We start from the raw sequence: 16,215 nt of genomic DNA, 5'->3' as shown, positions 1-16,215 counted from the left end.
GTCTTGTTTTTAGTGTTGCATATTTTTAGCAATACGGTCTTCTTCTAAAATATGTTCGGTTTCAGCCTGAACTTGTTTTAAGGTGTGTTCAAGCCAAGTTTTGTTGTCCAGTTTAAGGGGTGTTTCTATGTCTCCATCAGCGAGCATATTTAAAATTGCTTTGTCTTGTGCTCGTCCTCTTAACATGGCTTCACGATAGCCTATATTTTCATTAAACGTTACTAAGGCATATTTTGAAGCATAACTTTTCGGGAAATTTTTCTCGAAAGCCATTTCTAAGTTACGCTTTTCGCGGAAAATAGCATTGTTTACATGACCTTTCATCTCGTGGAAATTATCGATGGCTAAATCGGCAATGGCATCGGTGTCTTTTTTTCGACCTGTTTCAAAGGCTTTAAACAGGCTTTCCCAATCGGTGAAATTTTCATCTAACAATTTATCAAATTCAGTAACATCTTCAAAGGAAGCATTCATTCCTTGACCGTAAAACGGAACGATGGCATGTGCAGCATCTCCTAATAACAAGGTATTTCCTTTATAATGCCAGGGTGAACATTTTACAGTTCCCAAAGGTGACGTCGGATTTTTAAAAAAGTCGTCCAACAGATTAGGCATCAACTCTAAAGCATCTTTAAAGTAAGTTGAAAAGAATGCAGTAACGCGTTCTGGAGTTGTTAGATTATTGAAATTATACTCCCCATCTTCATAACTTAAAAATAAGGTCACCGTAAAACTGCCATCTAAATTAGGTAGAGCAATCAGCATAAATGAATCACGTCCCCAAATGTGTAATGCGTTTTTAAAAGTTTTAAATCCGCCATTTTCAGCAGGAAGAATACTTAATTCTTTGTAACCATGGGTTAAATAATCTTGCGAAAAACTGAATAAAAATTTCTTTCCTAAATAATAGCTTTTCCGAAGTGCAGAGCCTGCACCATCGGTGCCGATAATTACTTCGGCTGGTTTTGAAAATTCGGCTTTATCTTCATATTTATAAAAATGAGATCTGTTATTTTCGAAATCTACCGAGGTGCATTTATGGTTAAAATGGATGGTAACATTATTTAAAGCCTCAGCCTCATTTAAAAGCAGTGCATTTAAATCGGTTCGGGAAATGGAGTTGATATATTCGTTCTCCTTTCCGCTATAAGGCGATAATAGGGTGTTGCCTTCTATATCGTGTAACATGCGACCATGCATAGGAATACAAAGAGGCTCTACTTTATGTTGAATACCTACCATATTCATGGCCTTAATGCCTCGGTTGGAAAACGCAAGATTAATGGAGCGCCCGGCACTGATGTCTACTTTTCTTAGGTCGGGACGTTTTTCAAAGACTTCAACCTTAAAACCACGTTGTCCAAGTCGTAAAGCAAGCAGGGAACCACAAAGTCCGGCGCCTATAATTTGTATGGTTTGGTTTTTATTCATTCAAAATAGCTTTTAAAATTTCAACCATTTTATACACATCTTCAAATGAGTTATAAAGCGGTACAGGCGCACAGCGAATCACATCGGGTTCACGCCAGTCGCAAATAACACCGGATTCAGTTAATTTTTGATGTAATGTTTTATCAGCATTTTTAACCTGAATCGACAATTGGCAACCACGTTCATCACTACTTTTTGGAGTAATAATTTTAATGTGTTCGTTGTTGAGTTCGTTGATTAAAAACTCAAAATAGCCAGTTAGTTTTTTAGATTTTTCAGTAAGGTTTTCGAAACCCACCGCGTTGAACAAATCTAACGAGGCTCTAATAGCAGCCATGGATAAAATTGGCGGATTGCTTAATTGCCAGCCTTCTGCTCCTGGAAGTTGGTCGAATTCATCTCGCATGTTAAAACGCGTTTGTTTGTTATGGCTCCACCAACCTGTAAATCGGTTTAAGTTTTTGTTGTAAGCATGGCGTTCATGTACAAAGGCACCTGCCAAACTACCCGGACCAGAGTTTAAATATTTATAAGTACACCACACGGCAAAATCTGCTCCGGAATCGTGTAAATTTAATTGCACATTTCCTGCACCATGAGCACAATCAAAACCAACCATGCAACCGCTGTTATGACCGATTTTGGTTATGCGTTTTAAGTCGAAATATTGTCCGGTATAATAATTTACGCCACCAATCATTATAAGAGCAATCTCGTTACCGTGTTTTTCTAAAATAGCTTCTAAATCTTCGTAACGTAAAAGTTCTTCACCTTCACGGGCTTTCCAAAGAATTACACCATCTGTATCGTTATAACCATGATGACGTAATTGCGATTCTACGGCATATTTGTCTGATGGAAAAGCGTCGGCTTCAATTAAAATTTTATAACGTTTTGGTGTTGGTTGGTAAAATGATACCATCATAAAATGAAGGTTCGCGGTTAGCGTGTTCATCACCACAACTTCGATAGGTTTTGCGCCAACCACTTTAGCCATGCTTTCTGCTAAAAACTCATGATAAGGTAACCACGGATGTCGGGCTTCGGTATGGCCTTCAACACCTAAGTTGGCCCAGTCTTCCAGTTCCTGGTTAACGTAAGCTTTAGTTGTTTTAGGCTGTAAGCCTAAGGAATTTCCGCAGAGGTAAATCAAATCATTTCCGTTTTGATCTTTTGGAATGTGAAATTGATTTCGGTAAGGCGCTAATTTGTCTTTTTGGTCTAATTCTTTAGCAAAATCGAGACCTGATTTATAGTCGAACAAAATATTTTCTTTTGGTTTTCTAAAAAAATTATGCCATCTAAAGTTAGGAATAAAGTTGTTAATCTACTCTGATTTGAACTTCAAAATTTTGTATATTTAGTGAAACACGTTAGTTATGAGTAAGATAAAAGAATATACAAATGGAGAAGTGACTATTGTTTGGAAACCCGAAAAATGTATTCATTCGGGGATTTGTGCAAAAGGATTACCTCGTGTTTTTCAGCCTATGGTACGTCCATGGATTAATATTGATGCGGCAAAAACAGAAACTTTAGTAGACCAAGTTAAGGCTTGTCCTTCGGGAGCTTTAAGTTATTATATGAACGATAAAAAAGATAAGAGCTCTGAAGTTTTAGAAGCTCATGTTGAGGTTTTAGAAGATGGTCCGTTATTAGTTTATGGCACGCTGCATATAAGTCACAAAGATGGCACTCAGGAAGTGAAAAATAAAACAACGGCATTTTGCAGGTGTGGACATTCGGGTAATAAACCGTTTTGTGATGGTTCGCATGCCAAGGAAAATTTTAAAGGCTAAAAAGAGAAAGCGCTTCAACTATGTAGTTGAAGCGCTTTAAATATATAGAGACGCTTACGCGGAATATTCTCAATCCTTTTATATTAAATACGATTATATTTTACGTTTGGATGTTTTTATTTCAAGTTTTAATGTTTTTCTTTTAACAACTCAGGAAATTTAGCTTTAAAACGGTTTAATCTTGGAATCGATACGTTTCGCACATAAGGATTGTTAGGATGCAGGCGTTCGTAATTTTGATGATAATTTTCGGCCTTCCAGAATTTTTGAAACGGATAGACTTCGGCGGCGATTTTAGCATTAAGCTTTTTAGATAATTCGGCTTTTTTCTTTAGAATGATTTCTTTCTGAGCGTCATTCTGATAAAAAATAATAGAACGGTATTGCGATCCAATATCATTGCCTTGTCCATTAACCTGAGTCACATTTTGTGATCCAAAATACACATCTACCAGGGTTGAGAAACTAACAATTTCGGGATCGTAAATCACTTCAACCGATTCGGCATGACCCGTTTTACCTGTGTTGTTTGTTTCGTAAGTTGGATTTTTAGTATGTCCACCCGAATACCCGCTTATTACTTCATCTACCCCTTTAATACTTTCGTAAATGGCTTCCACACACCAAAAACAGCCACTGGCAAAATAGGCACGTGCTTTTCCATTTTTTATAGGGATTTCAATCGGGTTGGCGTGTATTACGGCATTTTGTGCTTCAGAATTCTGAGCAGTATTCTGGCAGCTTATAAGTAACGAAAGTATAAGGGCAAAAATAAGGTGTTTCATTGGTTTCGAGTTGTTACGTTTTTTTGTTTAGACGTTACAATATGAAAAACCTTAATATTAAAAAATAAAAAAGCCTTTACTCAAATTTTGGTAAAGGCTTTTAAATATTTAGTTAGAAAGTTATTAGCTTATTTTAGCGAATAATTTTTCCATTTTTTCTTTTTGTTCTTCAGCTAACTGTGCATCAACCAAGATACGTCCACTGTGCTCATCGGTAATAATTTTTTTGCGAGAAGCAATTTCTACCTGAACCTGTGGTGGAATTGTAAAGAAAGATCCTCCAGACGCCCCTCTTTCAATAGGCACTACTGCTAAACCATTTTTAACGTTTTGACGAATTCTGGTGTAAGCAGAAACTAAACGATCTTCGATTTGGTTTTTGTAATCCTCAGATTTTTGAATTAAAGCTTGTTCTTCTTTTTCAGTTTCGGCTAAAATATCATTTAATTCACCTTTTTTGTGTTTAAGGTGTGTTTCACGTTCTTTTAAACGCTCTTTAGTTTCAGCGATAACTTCTTTTTTCTGTTCGATTTGAACTTTAAATTCTTTAATATGTTTTTCCGCTAATTGAATTTCTAATTCCTGGAATTCAACTTCTTTAGTTAAAGAATTGTACTCTCTGTTATTTCTAACATTCTTCTGTTGCTCAGTATACTTTTTAATTAAAGCTTTAGCTTCTTCAATAAGATTCTTTCTAGATGTAATATCGTTGTCGATAACTTCTAAACTAGAAACTAATTTATCTAATCTGATGTTTAGTCCGGCAACTTCATCTTCTAAATCACGAACTTCTAAAGGAAGTTCTCCTCGAACATTTCTAATTTCATCTATACGAGAATCGATGAGTTGTAAATCGTATAAAGCTCTTAAGCGCTCTTCAACAGTTACTTCTTTATTTTTAGCCATACTTTAAAAATACTTAACAGGATTGGTATTTGTCTTTGATAAAATGATTGCAAAATTAGTAATTTTTTTTGTAAGATGAGCTACTAAACCGTTTTTTGTGAACTGTTCACTTTCATAATGTCCAATATCAGTTAGTAGAATGCTGTTTTCAGCCGTAAAAAAGTCGTGATATTTTAAATCGGCTGTGATAAATGCATCAGCACCAGCAGCTTTGGCTGCACCAATAGCAAAACTTCCGGAGCCACCAAGCACCGCTACTTTTTTAATGGATTTGTTTAAAAAGTCTGAATGTCGAATACATTCGGTATTCATTTTGTCTTTAACATAGTTCAGAAAGCTTTTTTCATCCATTGGTTGGTCCAATTCGCCGACCATACCTATGCCAATATGCTGATTTTTATTTTCAATAGTAATGACCTCGTAAGCCACTTCTTCGTAAGAATGTGTGTTAAATAAGGTTTTCAGAATCTGAGATTCTAAATGTTTGGGGAAGGTAACGGTTATTTTTGTTTCGACTTCGGTATGCGTCGTGCCAGGTTCTCCAATAGTTGGATTTGCATTTTCGTTACCGTTAAAAGTACCATAACCTTCTACATTAAAACTGCAATTACTATAATTACCTATAGTTCCGGCGCCTGCTTCGAATAGAGCTGCTCTAAGTTCCTCGGCTTCATTTTTAGGAACGTAAGTAGTTAGTTTTTTTATGGTTTGTGGTTGCGGAATTAAAACCTGTTTGTTAGTTAATTGAAGCTGATTACAAATCATGTCGTTAACACCTTGAAATGCATTGTCTAATGCCGTATGCATAGTGTATATAGCAATGTCATGTTTTATAGCCTTGAGAACCACGCGCTCCACGTACGTTTTTCCTGTGATTTTCTTCAGTCCCTTAAAGATGATAGGGTGGAAGCTTACAATGAAGTTGCAATTATTTTCGATAGCTTCATCAACAACAGCTTCCAAAGTGTCAAGGGTTACTAACACGCCCGTTAATTTCGCTTTTTTATCACCAACAAGCAGCCCGACATTATCAAAATCTTCAGCGTAAGCTAAAGGAGCTAAGGTCTCCAAGTGGTTAATAACATCTTGAATTATCATGAAATTGATTTCTTTATATCAAAGATAAAATTTTAAGTCATTTTGAGGCAATATTTATTAAGTTTTAGAAAACCAAAAGCTTATTTAATGAGAGGAAAAATGCTTATATTGCCACGTTAAAATGAAACTAGATTGGGGCCTGATGAAGTTAATTAGAAAAATAGTCTTTCCGTTTGTACCTGTATATTATTTAATTACCCGTTTAAGAAATGTGTTGTACGATAGAGGTATAAAAACAGCGACATCTTATAATTTTCCGGTGATATGTGTGGGTAACTTAAGTGTTGGCGGTACGGGTAAAACACCAATGATAGAGTATTTAATTAATTTATTGAAGGATGACTATTTTGTAGCAACGTTGAGTAGGGGCTACAAGCGTGAAAGCGAAGGTTTTCAGTTAGGAGATGAACAATCTATCGTTGAAACCTTAGGTGATGAGCCTTTTCAATTCTATAACAAGTTTGGTAATGATATTCTAGTAGCTGTCGATGCAGATCGCAGAAACGGGATTAAGCAATTACAATCCCTAGATAAATCTCCAGAGGTTGTATTATTAGATGATGCCTATCAACATAGAAAAGTTAAGGCCGGGTTTAATATTTTATTATCAGCCTATAGTAATATTTATACCAAAGACTGGATGTTACCTACTGGTAATTTGAGAGAGCCCAGAAATGGAGCAAAACGTGCTAACCTAATTGTTATTACTAAGTGTCCGGACAATTTAAGTGAAGCTAGAAAAACACATATTATAAAAGCTATTAAGCCTGAAAAGAATCAGGAAGTTTTTTTTAGTTCTATAGCTTATGATACTAATGTATATTCATGGAATCAATCTATAAGTTTGGAATCTTTTAATGATTTTACCTTGGTTACCGGTATTGCTAATGCTAATACTTTAGTGAAATATTTAAAGGATAAACAGCGAAATTTCGATCATTTGGATTTTGATGATCATCATAATTTCACAGATCATGAGATTTTATTCTTAAGTACAAAGTCGGTTATTTTAACAACTGAAAAAGATTTTATGCGACTAAAACAATATGATGTGCTTAAGGATAAGTTGTATTATCTGCCAATAAAAACTAAAATTGATAGACCAGAAGTTTTTGATAAATTAATTTTAGACTTCGTTCAACAGTGATTAAGCTGTTTCAGACTTTCCTTTATTTGAAGCCAACGCATTATAAAGTTTTTTCTCGAACTCTTCTTGTTTAAAAGGTTTAGGAATGATGTCGGTAAATCCAGCTTCCTCAAACTCATGCATTTTATCTTCAATAGTTACAGCTGTAAGGGCAAAAATAGTAAGCTCCTTATCGAAGGTTCTAACAATTTTAGTCGCCTCTATACCGCTAATACCAGGCATGTGTATATCCATTAAAATAATGTCGTACTTATTGGTTTTAATCTTATCTACTGCAGCTTCACCATTATCAACAATCTCACAATTCAGCTTCATCTTAGTTAAGATTTTCTTAGTAATCATCTGGTTGATTTTATTGTCTTCAACAACTAACACCTTAACGTTTTCTAAGTCTAATTCTTCAGGGTTTCCACTAAAATAGGTGGTCTTGTTTTCTAAGTTTTCTTCGGTAGCAGTATATTCTAAAGGAATTTCGAAGTAGAACGTTGTGCCTTTTCCAAGTTCACTCTTCACGTAAATTTTTCCTTTTAAAATATCTATTAAACCTTTAACAATAGATAACCCTAATCCGGTACCACCATACTTACGATTGATTTGAATTGATCCTTGTGAGAAACTTTCAAACATGTGGTCCTGTTTCTCCTGGCTGATACCAATACCGTTATCTTCTACCTCAAAGCGAAGGGTGTAGATGTTACCGTTCTCTTCAATTTTATAGATTCTAATCCAGATATCACCGTCTTTAGTAAACTTAATAGAATTACCAACCAAATTGATAAGAATTTGAGATATTTTAATTTGATCGGCGATAAAGTTTTCACCAAGTGTGGTGTCGTATTCCAGATGTATTTTTACATTATTATCTTGAGCAGAATTGTTTAAAGCGAGGATAATATTGTTGATTTTTTTCTTAAGGTTGAACGGTTCTGGTTCAATGTCTACTTTATTGGCTTCAATTTTATTAATTTGAAGAATATCGTTAATAAAAGTCAGTAGATAGTCTCCTGAGAATTTCAAGGACTTTAAATGCTGAATTTGCTCAGGTTTTGGGTTTTCCTCTAATAGCATATTACTTAAACCTGTTACAGCGTAAAGCGGTGTGCGCAATTCATGTGTTACGGTTGAAAGGAAATTAGCTTTTGTTTTTGATGCTAATTCCGCTTTTTCTTTGGCAATAATAAGTTCTCCGTTTTTCTTGTGGAGCATATTATTGGTCTTTAATCTAATGTTGTTGTTTTTATACAGCGACAGTGTTAATAACGATAGGATTGTAATTAAGGCAACACTTAAAATGGAGATTAAGGTACCTAAATTTTTATCGTCTTCGGCTTTTTCCTTGTCTTCTGATAATTTTGCATTTTCCTGAAGTGCGTAATCTAATTTTGCTTGCGTTTCCTGAGCTTTAGAATAGTTGGCGCGTTTAATACCAGCTAGAGAATCAGAAATTTCAATATGATGTTTTAAATTCTCTCGTGAAGCTTTGTAATTTTCAAGTTCGTTATAAATGTCACTTCGTATTAAATAGCCTTTATCGAGAATACTTAAATACCCTTCTTGCTTTGCAATAGCCACACCTTCGTTAGCCAGTGTTAGAGCTTTTTCATTATTTTTTAGTTTATTGTAAATAATGGCGTGATAAACTAAATCTTCACTTTGAATTTTTAATAAATCATTTTTACGTGCTAAGGCTAAGGATTGCTCGATAACATCTCGGGCTCTGTTGTAATTCTTTAGCAGCAAATAGGTTTTACCTTCAGCTAGAAGCACATCGGCTAAATCTGCATGTAATTCTTCTTCTTCAAATTTTGATTTTGCGGCTCTGTACGAATCTAAGGCTTGATAGTACATTTTCTTGGCGGCATAAACATCACCAAAAATTTTATACGATTTACCTAGATTAACATTATCGTTTATGGTACGCTGAATTTCAACAGCTTTATTTAAAGAGTTAATAGCCTGCTCAAGCTCTTCAACATATAGTTGAAGCTTTCCTTTTAAGGCATAAATTATGGCTATGTTTTCTTTACTGTTAGTGTTTTCTGCAATCTTTAGTGCAGAATCAAGGTTTTTTTGAGCTTCGTAATAGCTGAAGTTTTCCAGATTAGTTTGAGCATTTTCAATATGATAATTAATTTCATTTTGAATCAACTCAGGGTCATCATTCGCAGAATTCTGCGATGATACGCACATACTAAATAGCAATAGTAGTAGGACTATGTAACTTTTAATTTGAAGCATTTTAGATATGTTTACCGACAAATATAAATAATTTATCGATAAAACGCATTTTTTTTCGATAAATTACATATTAGATCAATTATTCTTTGTGAATATGCACTCTCATTATCGTACCATCCAATGATTTTTACCATGTTACCAATAACAGAGGTCATCCCTGAATCAAATATACAAGAATGTGTGTTACCAACAATATCAATTGAGACAATTGGGGCTTCTGTATATTCTAAAATACCTTTATAATCTGCTAACGATGCTTCTTTAAACGCATTATTAACATCCTCAATACTAACGGTTTTTTGTACATTAAACGTAATATCGGTTAACGAACCATTAATTACAGGAACCCGAATACCACAGCCACCAATAACATCTGAAAGTTCAGGGAATATTTTAGTTAGGGCTTTAGCAGCACCAGTTGTTGTCGGTACAATAGATTGTCCGGCAGCACGTGAACGTCTTAAATCGCGATGTGGCTGATCGTGTAAACTTTGATCGGTAGTGTAGGAGTGTACCGTAGTAATGTATGCCTGATCAATGCCACAAAGCTTGTTAATGATGTCAATCATTGGAGCGGCATTGTTGGTGGTACAGGAAGCATTTGAAATGATTGTTTCGCTACCATCAATGCTATAATCATTTACACCTAAAACAATAGTTTTAATATGATCGTCTACTGGAGGAACACTTAAAACTACGCGTTTAGCACCATTAGTAATATGATTTTGTAATTCAGTTTCGGTTTTAAACTTACCTGTAGATTCAATGACAAAATCGATATTGAATGGCGTCCAGTCAATATCTTTTGGATGGTTACGGTTTAAAAGTGCAATCTTTTTTTCATTAACAATAAAGTGATTGTCTTCAAAAGTAACAGTGCCGTTAAAACCACCATGAACACTATCGTATTTAAGTAAATGACTTAAGGTTTTAACATCTGCTAAATCGTTAATAGCGACTACCTGAACGTTTTCATAATTTTGTAATAGTCTGAAAACGCGTCTCCCTATTCTACCAAATCCATTGATAGCTATGTTAATCATACCTTAGTTAATATGTTTTTGAGCTCTGTAAGAAGAACGAACTAATGCGCTACTTTCTACGTGACGGAAACCTAATTCTTTTCCGATGTCTTCGTATTCTTTAAACTGATCTGGCGTAATAAACTGCTGAACAGGTAAATGCTTTTTACTTGGTTGTAAATATTGACCTATAGTAACCACATCTACATCGTTAGCTTTTAAATCGTGAAGGGTTTCAATAACTTCTTCGCGCGTTTCGCCTAAACCTAACATAATTCCCGATTTGGTACGACGTTGTCCTTGTTGTTTTAAATATTTTAAAACTCCCATACTACGATCGTATTGTGCCTGAATACGTACCTCGCGTGTTAAACGGCGCACCGTTTCAATATTATGAGATACGACTTCAGGTGCTACATCAATAATTCTGTCGATGTGCTGTTCGATACCTTGAAAATCAGGAATAAGGGTTTCAAGGGTGGTTTCTGGGTTCATTCTGCGAACAGCTTTAACGGTTTCAGCCCACATAATGCTTCCCATATCTTTTAAATCATCACGATCTACACTGGTTAAAACCGCGTGCTTAATGTTCATGAGTTTTATAGAACGTGCTACTTTTTCTGGTTCATCCCAATCAACAGTTTCAGGACGACCGGTTTTTACACCGCAAAAACCACAAGAACGCGTACAAACATTACCTAAAATCATAAAGGTAGCGGTACCTTCACCCCAGCATTCACCCATATTTGGGCAGCTTCCTGAAGTACAAATGGTATTTAATTTATACTTATCAACAAGTCCTCTTAATTCGGTGTATTTTTTTCCAGTTGGAAGTTTAACGCGTAACCATTTTGGTTTTGGTTTTCTCTCCGGTAATATATTTGTAGTGCTTTCTGTATTCATATTGAAAAATAATGCACAAAGATACAAAGTATTCTTTTAAAAAGTGGCTATAATGTGCTTAGATACCAAATGCTAAAACCTATTAAGAAGATAATTCCGAACCAACTTAATATGTGTAATTGTTTTGATGGTTGCCAAGATTTGGGTGTGTGTTTACTTGAAATTAGAATATAGTTGATGATTGCAAAAAATGGAGCTGTTATAAAGGAAAGAATGGTTGCAATTTGAATAAGCATTCCCATTTCTGAAGCTAAAAAGAAAAAGATATAAATAGATCCTATGGTTAATAGCGTCATCCAAAACGTGTAGTTTAATTTTGTTTCTTTTTTGAAAAGGAGTTTTGTGGCTTTAGCCATCGCTCTTGGTGACGCGTCTAGTGTGGTTAAGGTTGTGCTAAACATGGTTGTAAACGCAGCAACACCAATGATAATATAAGCCCAGTTTCCAAGATTTTTGGTGTATAATGTAATAAGTTGCCCTGAAAATACAGAGGCTGAAGGACTGAAACTTTCTCCGCTTTTATACATCACTAAAGTACCTAAAAGTAAAAAGCCTATTCCGATAACAATGGTACTTAAATAACCAATATTGAAATCGAATAGCGAAGATTCAGGAGTGTATTGTTTGGTGTCTTCGTTTTTTTGAACTGCCCAAAGCGATTGCCAAACCGATACATCTAAAGGCGCAGGCATCCACCCCATAAAGGCGATTAGAAAGGCAATGTCTAAACTGTTATCCGGAATTATTTGTGTTAAAGAAACAGGTTGGTGTGTGTTAGAAAGGGCAATACAAACAGCAGCAAATGTACTTATGGTTAGAGTAATGATAATAACTTTCATGAGTCGATCTAACAGTTTGTATTTGCCAATGGTAAGTAGGGTAACGCAAATTAAAAGAATAACCATGGTCCAAATTTCGGTACTGAAAATCATTTTTTCACCAATACTTAAACTGCCAAAGTTGCCAAATAAATTAGTTGCTAAACCAGCAGTTACAATGGTAACGGCAGCCTGAATAGTAAACATTGTGGCAAGATTAAGTATATAATAAATAGTTAATATACTTCTGCCTAATTTTTTATAGCCCTCTAATAAGCTTTCACCTGTGGCCGTGGCATAGCGTGGTCCAAATTGAAAAAAGGGGTATTTAAATAGATTAACAACTAGTAAAGCCCAAAGTAGCCCCATTCCAAAATCGGCACCAGCACGTGTAGATTGTACCAAATGAGAAACGCCTACTGCTGCGCCAGCAAATAATAAACCCGGACCTAGATTTTTAAGCTTAGCAATCATTTTTATTTTGACTGAATGATTTCTGCCAGTAGCTTTTTCGCCCTTAGAAGTTTTACTTTCACATTATTTATAGGTTCTTCAAGCTGAACAGAAATTTCCTTGTAGCTTAACTCCTGGAAGTAACGCATGTTGATGATTTCCTGATAGTGGGGTTTCAGTTTTTTGATATCCCGAAGTAGTTTTGCCAGATTCTGATCGGTGATGAGTTTGTCTTCAGGAGTTGGAGATTCATCTAAAATTTGATAAACCGATTTGTCATCATTCGAAATAACTCGTGAAATAGAATTTTTTTCTTTCCGAAGTAAATCGATGTGAATATTTTTAGAAATGGTGATTAGCCAGGTCTTAAATTTATAATTATCATCAAATGTTTCAATACGGTCGAAGGCTCTTGAAAATGTCTGAATGGTAATATCTTCGGCGTCATTTTCATTTTGAATACGCTTTAACTGAAATCCATAAACATCATCCCAAAAGGTATCTAACAAAAAATTAAATGCTTTTTGGTCGTTTTCCTTAGCACGTATAATGGCATCTTTTATTTCCAATGATTGGGTTTTGATGTAAGATTTTTTATAAAGATAACCAATTGTACAATAATTAAAAAGATTTCAAGTAAAGGAAGTAGTATTAAAAGATCGCTTTCATTGAGTTTTTTAGCCGACATACCATAAACAGAATATTGTACAATAAAACGCAGTACAATTAATCCAACAACAAATGGCCACATGAATGTTGTTATAGATAAACCAATGGCTAAAATCCAAAATAAAACCTGACAAAGGTATAACAGGGTTAAGGATAATTTATGATTGAATTTATAATGTTTGGCTGTAGAAATATGACGTCGTTTTTGTCTAATCCAGGCACTCCATTTGGTTTTCGGAACAGATTCGGTAAAACTATCTTTTGAAAAACAAATTGCAGTATTGGGTTTTGTCGCTACTTGATTTACAAAAAGGTCATCGTCACCCGAACGTACTTTTATATGTTGAATAAACCCATTGGCTTTAAAAAATTCCTTTTTGGTGTAAGCAAGATTTCTGCCAACACCCATATAGGGGTTCCCTAATTTGGCAAAAGAAAAGTAATTAACAGCTGTAACTAATGTTTCGAAACGTATAAGTTTGTTTAAAAATGAATTTTTAATTTTGGCATAAGCACCATAGCCTAAAACAATAGATGTCTTTGAACTAAAAAAAGAACTCATCTCTTGAATCCATTGATTAGAGAGCGGTTTACAGTCGGCATCGGTAAATAATAAATACTCATGACTTGAAGCTTTAATACCTAAGGTTAGAGCATATTTTTTATTTCCCCAAAAGGCTTCAATATTTTTTACATCAACAATTTTAATATTACTGTATCGGTTTTTGAAATCTTCCATGACCTCAAGCGTGTCATCGCTGGAAGCATCATTTATAAGAACAATTTCAAAATCGGGATAGTTTTGTGAAATGATAGAAGGCAGAAACGTTTTTAAATTTTCAGCTTCATTTTTAGCACAAACAATTACCGAAACGGGAAGGTTTTGAGTATGTTTTTTTTTAGGTTTTAAATAGGCGAATTTGCCCAAAACAACTATATATGTAATAACTTGAATAACAACTACAACAGCAAACGTGTAGAACACAAAATCAAGTATGCTCATATAGTACTATGAGTGTTGAGGTTCGTTACAAGTATCGAACTGATCGGGAGTTTTTCCACAAAACCCACAGGCTTCACCATCTTTATTTAGCATTGGGTTTTGGCTGGCACATGTACCGGCAAATTTACCGTCTTTTTTAGCCCAAATTTTAATGGCTATACCTGCGACACCTAATCCTAGCAATGCTAATGTTAATAATACAAGTTTCATGTGAAAATATTTTAAGCAAAGATAATGCTTTTTGAATAGAATGTGAAGTTGAGATTAAAAGATAATGTACTTTCTAAATTAAATTTCGGACTACATGGCGTTGTAAAAATTCTTATCTTTAGGTAGTTAACCTTTAAATTATTTAATTCATGAAAAAATTATTTGCAGAATTTTTTGGAACATTTTGGCTGGTTTTTGGCGGATGTGGTAGTGCGATTTTCGCAGCTGGATTCCCAGAGCTAGGTATTGGGTTTGCAGGGGTGGCTTTAGCCTTTGGTTTAACCGTACTTACCATGGCATATGCAGTAGGGCATATTTCTGGAGCGCATTTTAACCCTGCGGTTTCTATTGGCTTATGGGCTGGTGGCGTCTTTCCGGCAAAAGAATTATTAGGGTATATTATAGCCCAGGTAGTAGGTGGTATTGGAGCTGCCGGTGTGTTGTATTTAATTGTTTCAGGAAAGTCTGACTTTGTTGATATTGGCAGTTTTGCTGCAAATGGTTATGGTGAATTATCTCCTGGTGGTTATGGTATGGTATCGGTGTTAATTGCCGAATTTGTACTCACAATGTTTTTCTTATTAATTATTTTAGGAAGCACTTATCCAAAAGCTCCGGCTGGTTTTGCCGGCATTGCCATAGGTTTGGCTTTAACTTTGATTCATTTAATAAGTATACCAATATCTAATACTTCAGTTAATCCTGCACGTTCTACAAGTCAGGCATTATTTGCTGGGGCAGATTATACGAGTCAATTATGGTTGTTTTGGCTGGCACCTATAGCAGGCGCATTGGTTGCTGGTTTTTTGCATAAAACCTTATTAAATAAAGAGGCTTAGTTTTTATGGATTGATATAATAGCGCTTAATAGAAAAGCCTTATTAAGATATCTTAATAAGGCTTTTTTTCGTTTTTGAGATTTGGGGCTATTAATCTATTTCAAATCTATTTCAGCAACCGAATTATCTAAAGAGGCTGTTGTATTTCCGCCTTTAGGCTCTATGGTAATGTTTAAACCAAGCGCGTTTTCGGCATATGGAATTTTTCTAAGTTGTCTGTCGGTTTCACTTAAAATCCCTAAGCTTACCATTTTGTCTTGTAACTCTGCCCAGATCTGGTAACATTGTTCTTCTGGCAATTGTGGTAAAGAAACCACATCAATCATCGATGTTTTGTCCTTAGGATTGATATAAGCAACCGTTTTTAAGTTTTTAGCACGGTTATTACCCTGCATAATGTACTTATAAGTTTCAGGGTCGTTAAGCTGTTTAAACTGTTGCATTAAATCATCTAATCTTTTGTTGTTCATTTGAATGTCACTTCGTAAATCGAAGATTTCATCAACAACAACCTGGTTTTCATGACTTAATTTTTTATTCTGATTGTAGAAAATATATGAGGTTCCTGCAAAAAGTAAGGCGGCAACGCTGGCAGCAATACTGTATTTATACCATGATTTGTAATTTCTAGCAGGCTTTTTCATTTCTACAACAGGAGCGTCGTCAAGTTCATCTAAAATACTATTTAAGATGCTTGCTGGAGCTTCTACAGCTTGACTTTTAGCAACAACCTCTAAATTGTCTTGAAGATTGTTGTATACATTTTGAACTTCTGGATATTTTGAAATATAGGTTTCAACCATTTCTGTTTCGGCAACAGAGGTTTCACCTAATAGATATTTTTCTAATAGGCCAGAATTTAAAAAAGTAGTTATTTTCGCATTCATGACTTTT

16 protein-coding genes are annotated in these 16,215 nt (G+C 34.9%); 3 read left to right on the top strand and 13 right to left on the bottom strand.

Translation table 11 applies throughout. The features are described 5' to 3' along the window. Window positions 1-9 precede the first annotated feature (9 nt). The gene (locus ICJ85_RS13595) at window positions 10-1,431 is read right to left on the bottom strand and encodes an FAD-dependent oxidoreductase (RefSeq protein ID WP_188224347.1); all 1,422 of its coding nucleotides are present in this window, start codon (window positions 1,429-1,431) and stop codon (window positions 10-12) included. After that, the gene (gene kynU / locus ICJ85_RS13590) at window positions 1,424-2,695 is read right to left on the bottom strand and encodes a kynureninase (protein ID WP_188224346.1); all 1,272 of its coding nucleotides are present in this window, start codon (window positions 2,693-2,695) and stop codon (window positions 1,424-1,426) included. The genes ICJ85_RS13595 and kynU overlap by 8 nt, the downstream gene beginning before the upstream one ends. Window positions 2,696-2,810: 115 nt before the next feature. Here kynU and ICJ85_RS13585 point away from each other — a divergent pair, with 115 nt between their 5' ends. Then, window positions 2,811-3,230, top strand: coding sequence for a (4Fe-4S)-binding protein (locus tag ICJ85_RS13585; RefSeq protein ID WP_188224345.1), 420 nt, complete (start codon window positions 2,811-2,813; stop codon window positions 3,228-3,230). Window positions 3,231-3,358: 128 nt separating this feature from the next. Here the strand turns inward: ICJ85_RS13585 and msrA are convergent, their stop codons facing one another. The 3 genes from msrA to ICJ85_RS13570 all read right to left on the bottom strand — a co-directional run bounded on the left by msrA (window position 3,359) and on the right by ICJ85_RS13570 (window position 6,019). Further along, window positions 3,359-4,015, bottom strand: a complete 657-nt coding sequence (gene msrA / locus ICJ85_RS13580) for a peptide-methionine (S)-S-oxide reductase MsrA (RefSeq protein WP_188224344.1) — start codon at window positions 4,013-4,015, stop codon at window positions 3,359-3,361. A gap of 123 nt (window positions 4,016-4,138) precedes the next feature. Further along, complete coding sequence (locus ICJ85_RS13575; RefSeq protein ID WP_188224343.1) at window positions 4,139-4,921, bottom strand: zinc ribbon domain-containing protein; 783 nt, start codon at window positions 4,919-4,921, stop codon at window positions 4,139-4,141. 3 nt (window positions 4,922-4,924) lie between these two features. Further along, on the bottom strand, window positions 4,925-6,019 hold the full coding sequence (locus ICJ85_RS13570; RefSeq protein ID WP_188224342.1) for a Nif3-like dinuclear metal center hexameric protein: 1,095 nt from the start codon (window positions 6,017-6,019) through the stop codon (window positions 4,925-4,927). A gap of 142 nt (window positions 6,020-6,161) precedes the next feature. Here ICJ85_RS13570 and lpxK point away from each other — a divergent pair, with 142 nt between their 5' ends. After that, window positions 6,162-7,166 carry a tetraacyldisaccharide 4'-kinase gene (lpxK, locus tag ICJ85_RS13565; protein WP_188224341.1) on the top strand — a complete coding sequence of 335 codons (1,005 nt, stop codon included), beginning with the start codon at window positions 6,162-6,164 and terminating at the stop codon, window positions 7,164-7,166. Here the strand turns inward: lpxK and ICJ85_RS13560 are convergent, their stop codons facing one another. The 7 genes from ICJ85_RS13560 to ICJ85_RS13530 all read right to left on the bottom strand — a co-directional run bounded on the left by ICJ85_RS13560 (window position 7,167) and on the right by ICJ85_RS13530 (window position 14,482). Then, the gene (locus ICJ85_RS13560; protein WP_241739550.1) at window positions 7,167-9,356 is read right to left on the bottom strand and encodes an ATP-binding response regulator; all 2,190 of its coding nucleotides are present in this window, start codon (window positions 9,354-9,356) and stop codon (window positions 7,167-7,169) included. Window positions 9,357-9,436: 80 nt separating this feature from the next. Beyond that, window positions 9,437-10,447: a type I glyceraldehyde-3-phosphate dehydrogenase gene (gene gap / locus ICJ85_RS13555; RefSeq protein WP_188224339.1), complete on the bottom strand. Its 1,011-nt coding sequence runs from the start codon at window positions 10,445-10,447 to the stop codon at window positions 9,437-9,439. 3 nt (window positions 10,448-10,450) lie between these two features. After that, a complete protein-coding gene (gene lipA / locus ICJ85_RS13550) occupies window positions 10,451-11,329 on the bottom strand; it encodes a lipoyl synthase (RefSeq protein WP_188224338.1) in 879 nt (292 codons plus the stop codon). A 47-nt stretch (window positions 11,330-11,376) separates the two neighbouring features. Next, window positions 11,377-12,621: an NRAMP family divalent metal transporter gene (locus ICJ85_RS13545; protein WP_188224337.1), complete on the bottom strand. Its 1,245-nt coding sequence runs from the start codon at window positions 12,619-12,621 to the stop codon at window positions 11,377-11,379. A gap of 2 nt (window positions 12,622-12,623) precedes the next feature. Next, window positions 12,624-13,169, bottom strand: a complete 546-nt coding sequence (locus tag ICJ85_RS13540) for an RNA polymerase sigma factor (RefSeq protein WP_188224336.1) — start codon at window positions 13,167-13,169, stop codon at window positions 12,624-12,626. Continuing rightward, complete coding sequence (locus ICJ85_RS13535; protein WP_188224335.1) at window positions 13,160-14,272, bottom strand: glycosyltransferase; 1,113 nt, start codon at window positions 14,270-14,272, stop codon at window positions 13,160-13,162. Before ICJ85_RS13535 ends, ICJ85_RS13540 begins: the two co-directional genes overlap by 10 nt. A gap of 6 nt (window positions 14,273-14,278) precedes the next feature. Beyond that, entirely contained in the window at window positions 14,279-14,482 is a 204-nt protein-coding gene (locus ICJ85_RS13530) for a membrane or secreted protein (RefSeq protein ID WP_188224334.1), read from the bottom strand. Window positions 14,483-14,631: 149 nt separating this feature from the next. Between ICJ85_RS13530 and aqpZ the strand changes: the two genes are divergently transcribed. Then, window positions 14,632-15,321, top strand: a complete 690-nt coding sequence (aqpZ, locus tag ICJ85_RS13525) for an aquaporin Z (RefSeq protein ID WP_188224333.1) — start codon at window positions 14,632-14,634, stop codon at window positions 15,319-15,321. Between the two features lie 95 nt (window positions 15,322-15,416). Here aqpZ and ICJ85_RS13520 read toward each other — a convergent pair whose 3' ends face one another. Continuing rightward, entirely contained in the window at window positions 15,417-16,208 is a 792-nt protein-coding gene (locus ICJ85_RS13520; protein ID WP_188224332.1) for an anti-sigma factor, read from the bottom strand. Window positions 16,209-16,215: the final 7 nt, after the last annotated feature.

This window comes from Aestuariibaculum marinum (genome assembly GCF_014596975.1).
Taxonomy (GTDB): Bacteria; Bacteroidota; Bacteroidia; order Flavobacteriales; family Flavobacteriaceae; genus Aestuariibaculum; species Aestuariibaculum marinum.
This window is presented reverse-complemented; position numbering and strand designations above follow the sequence as displayed.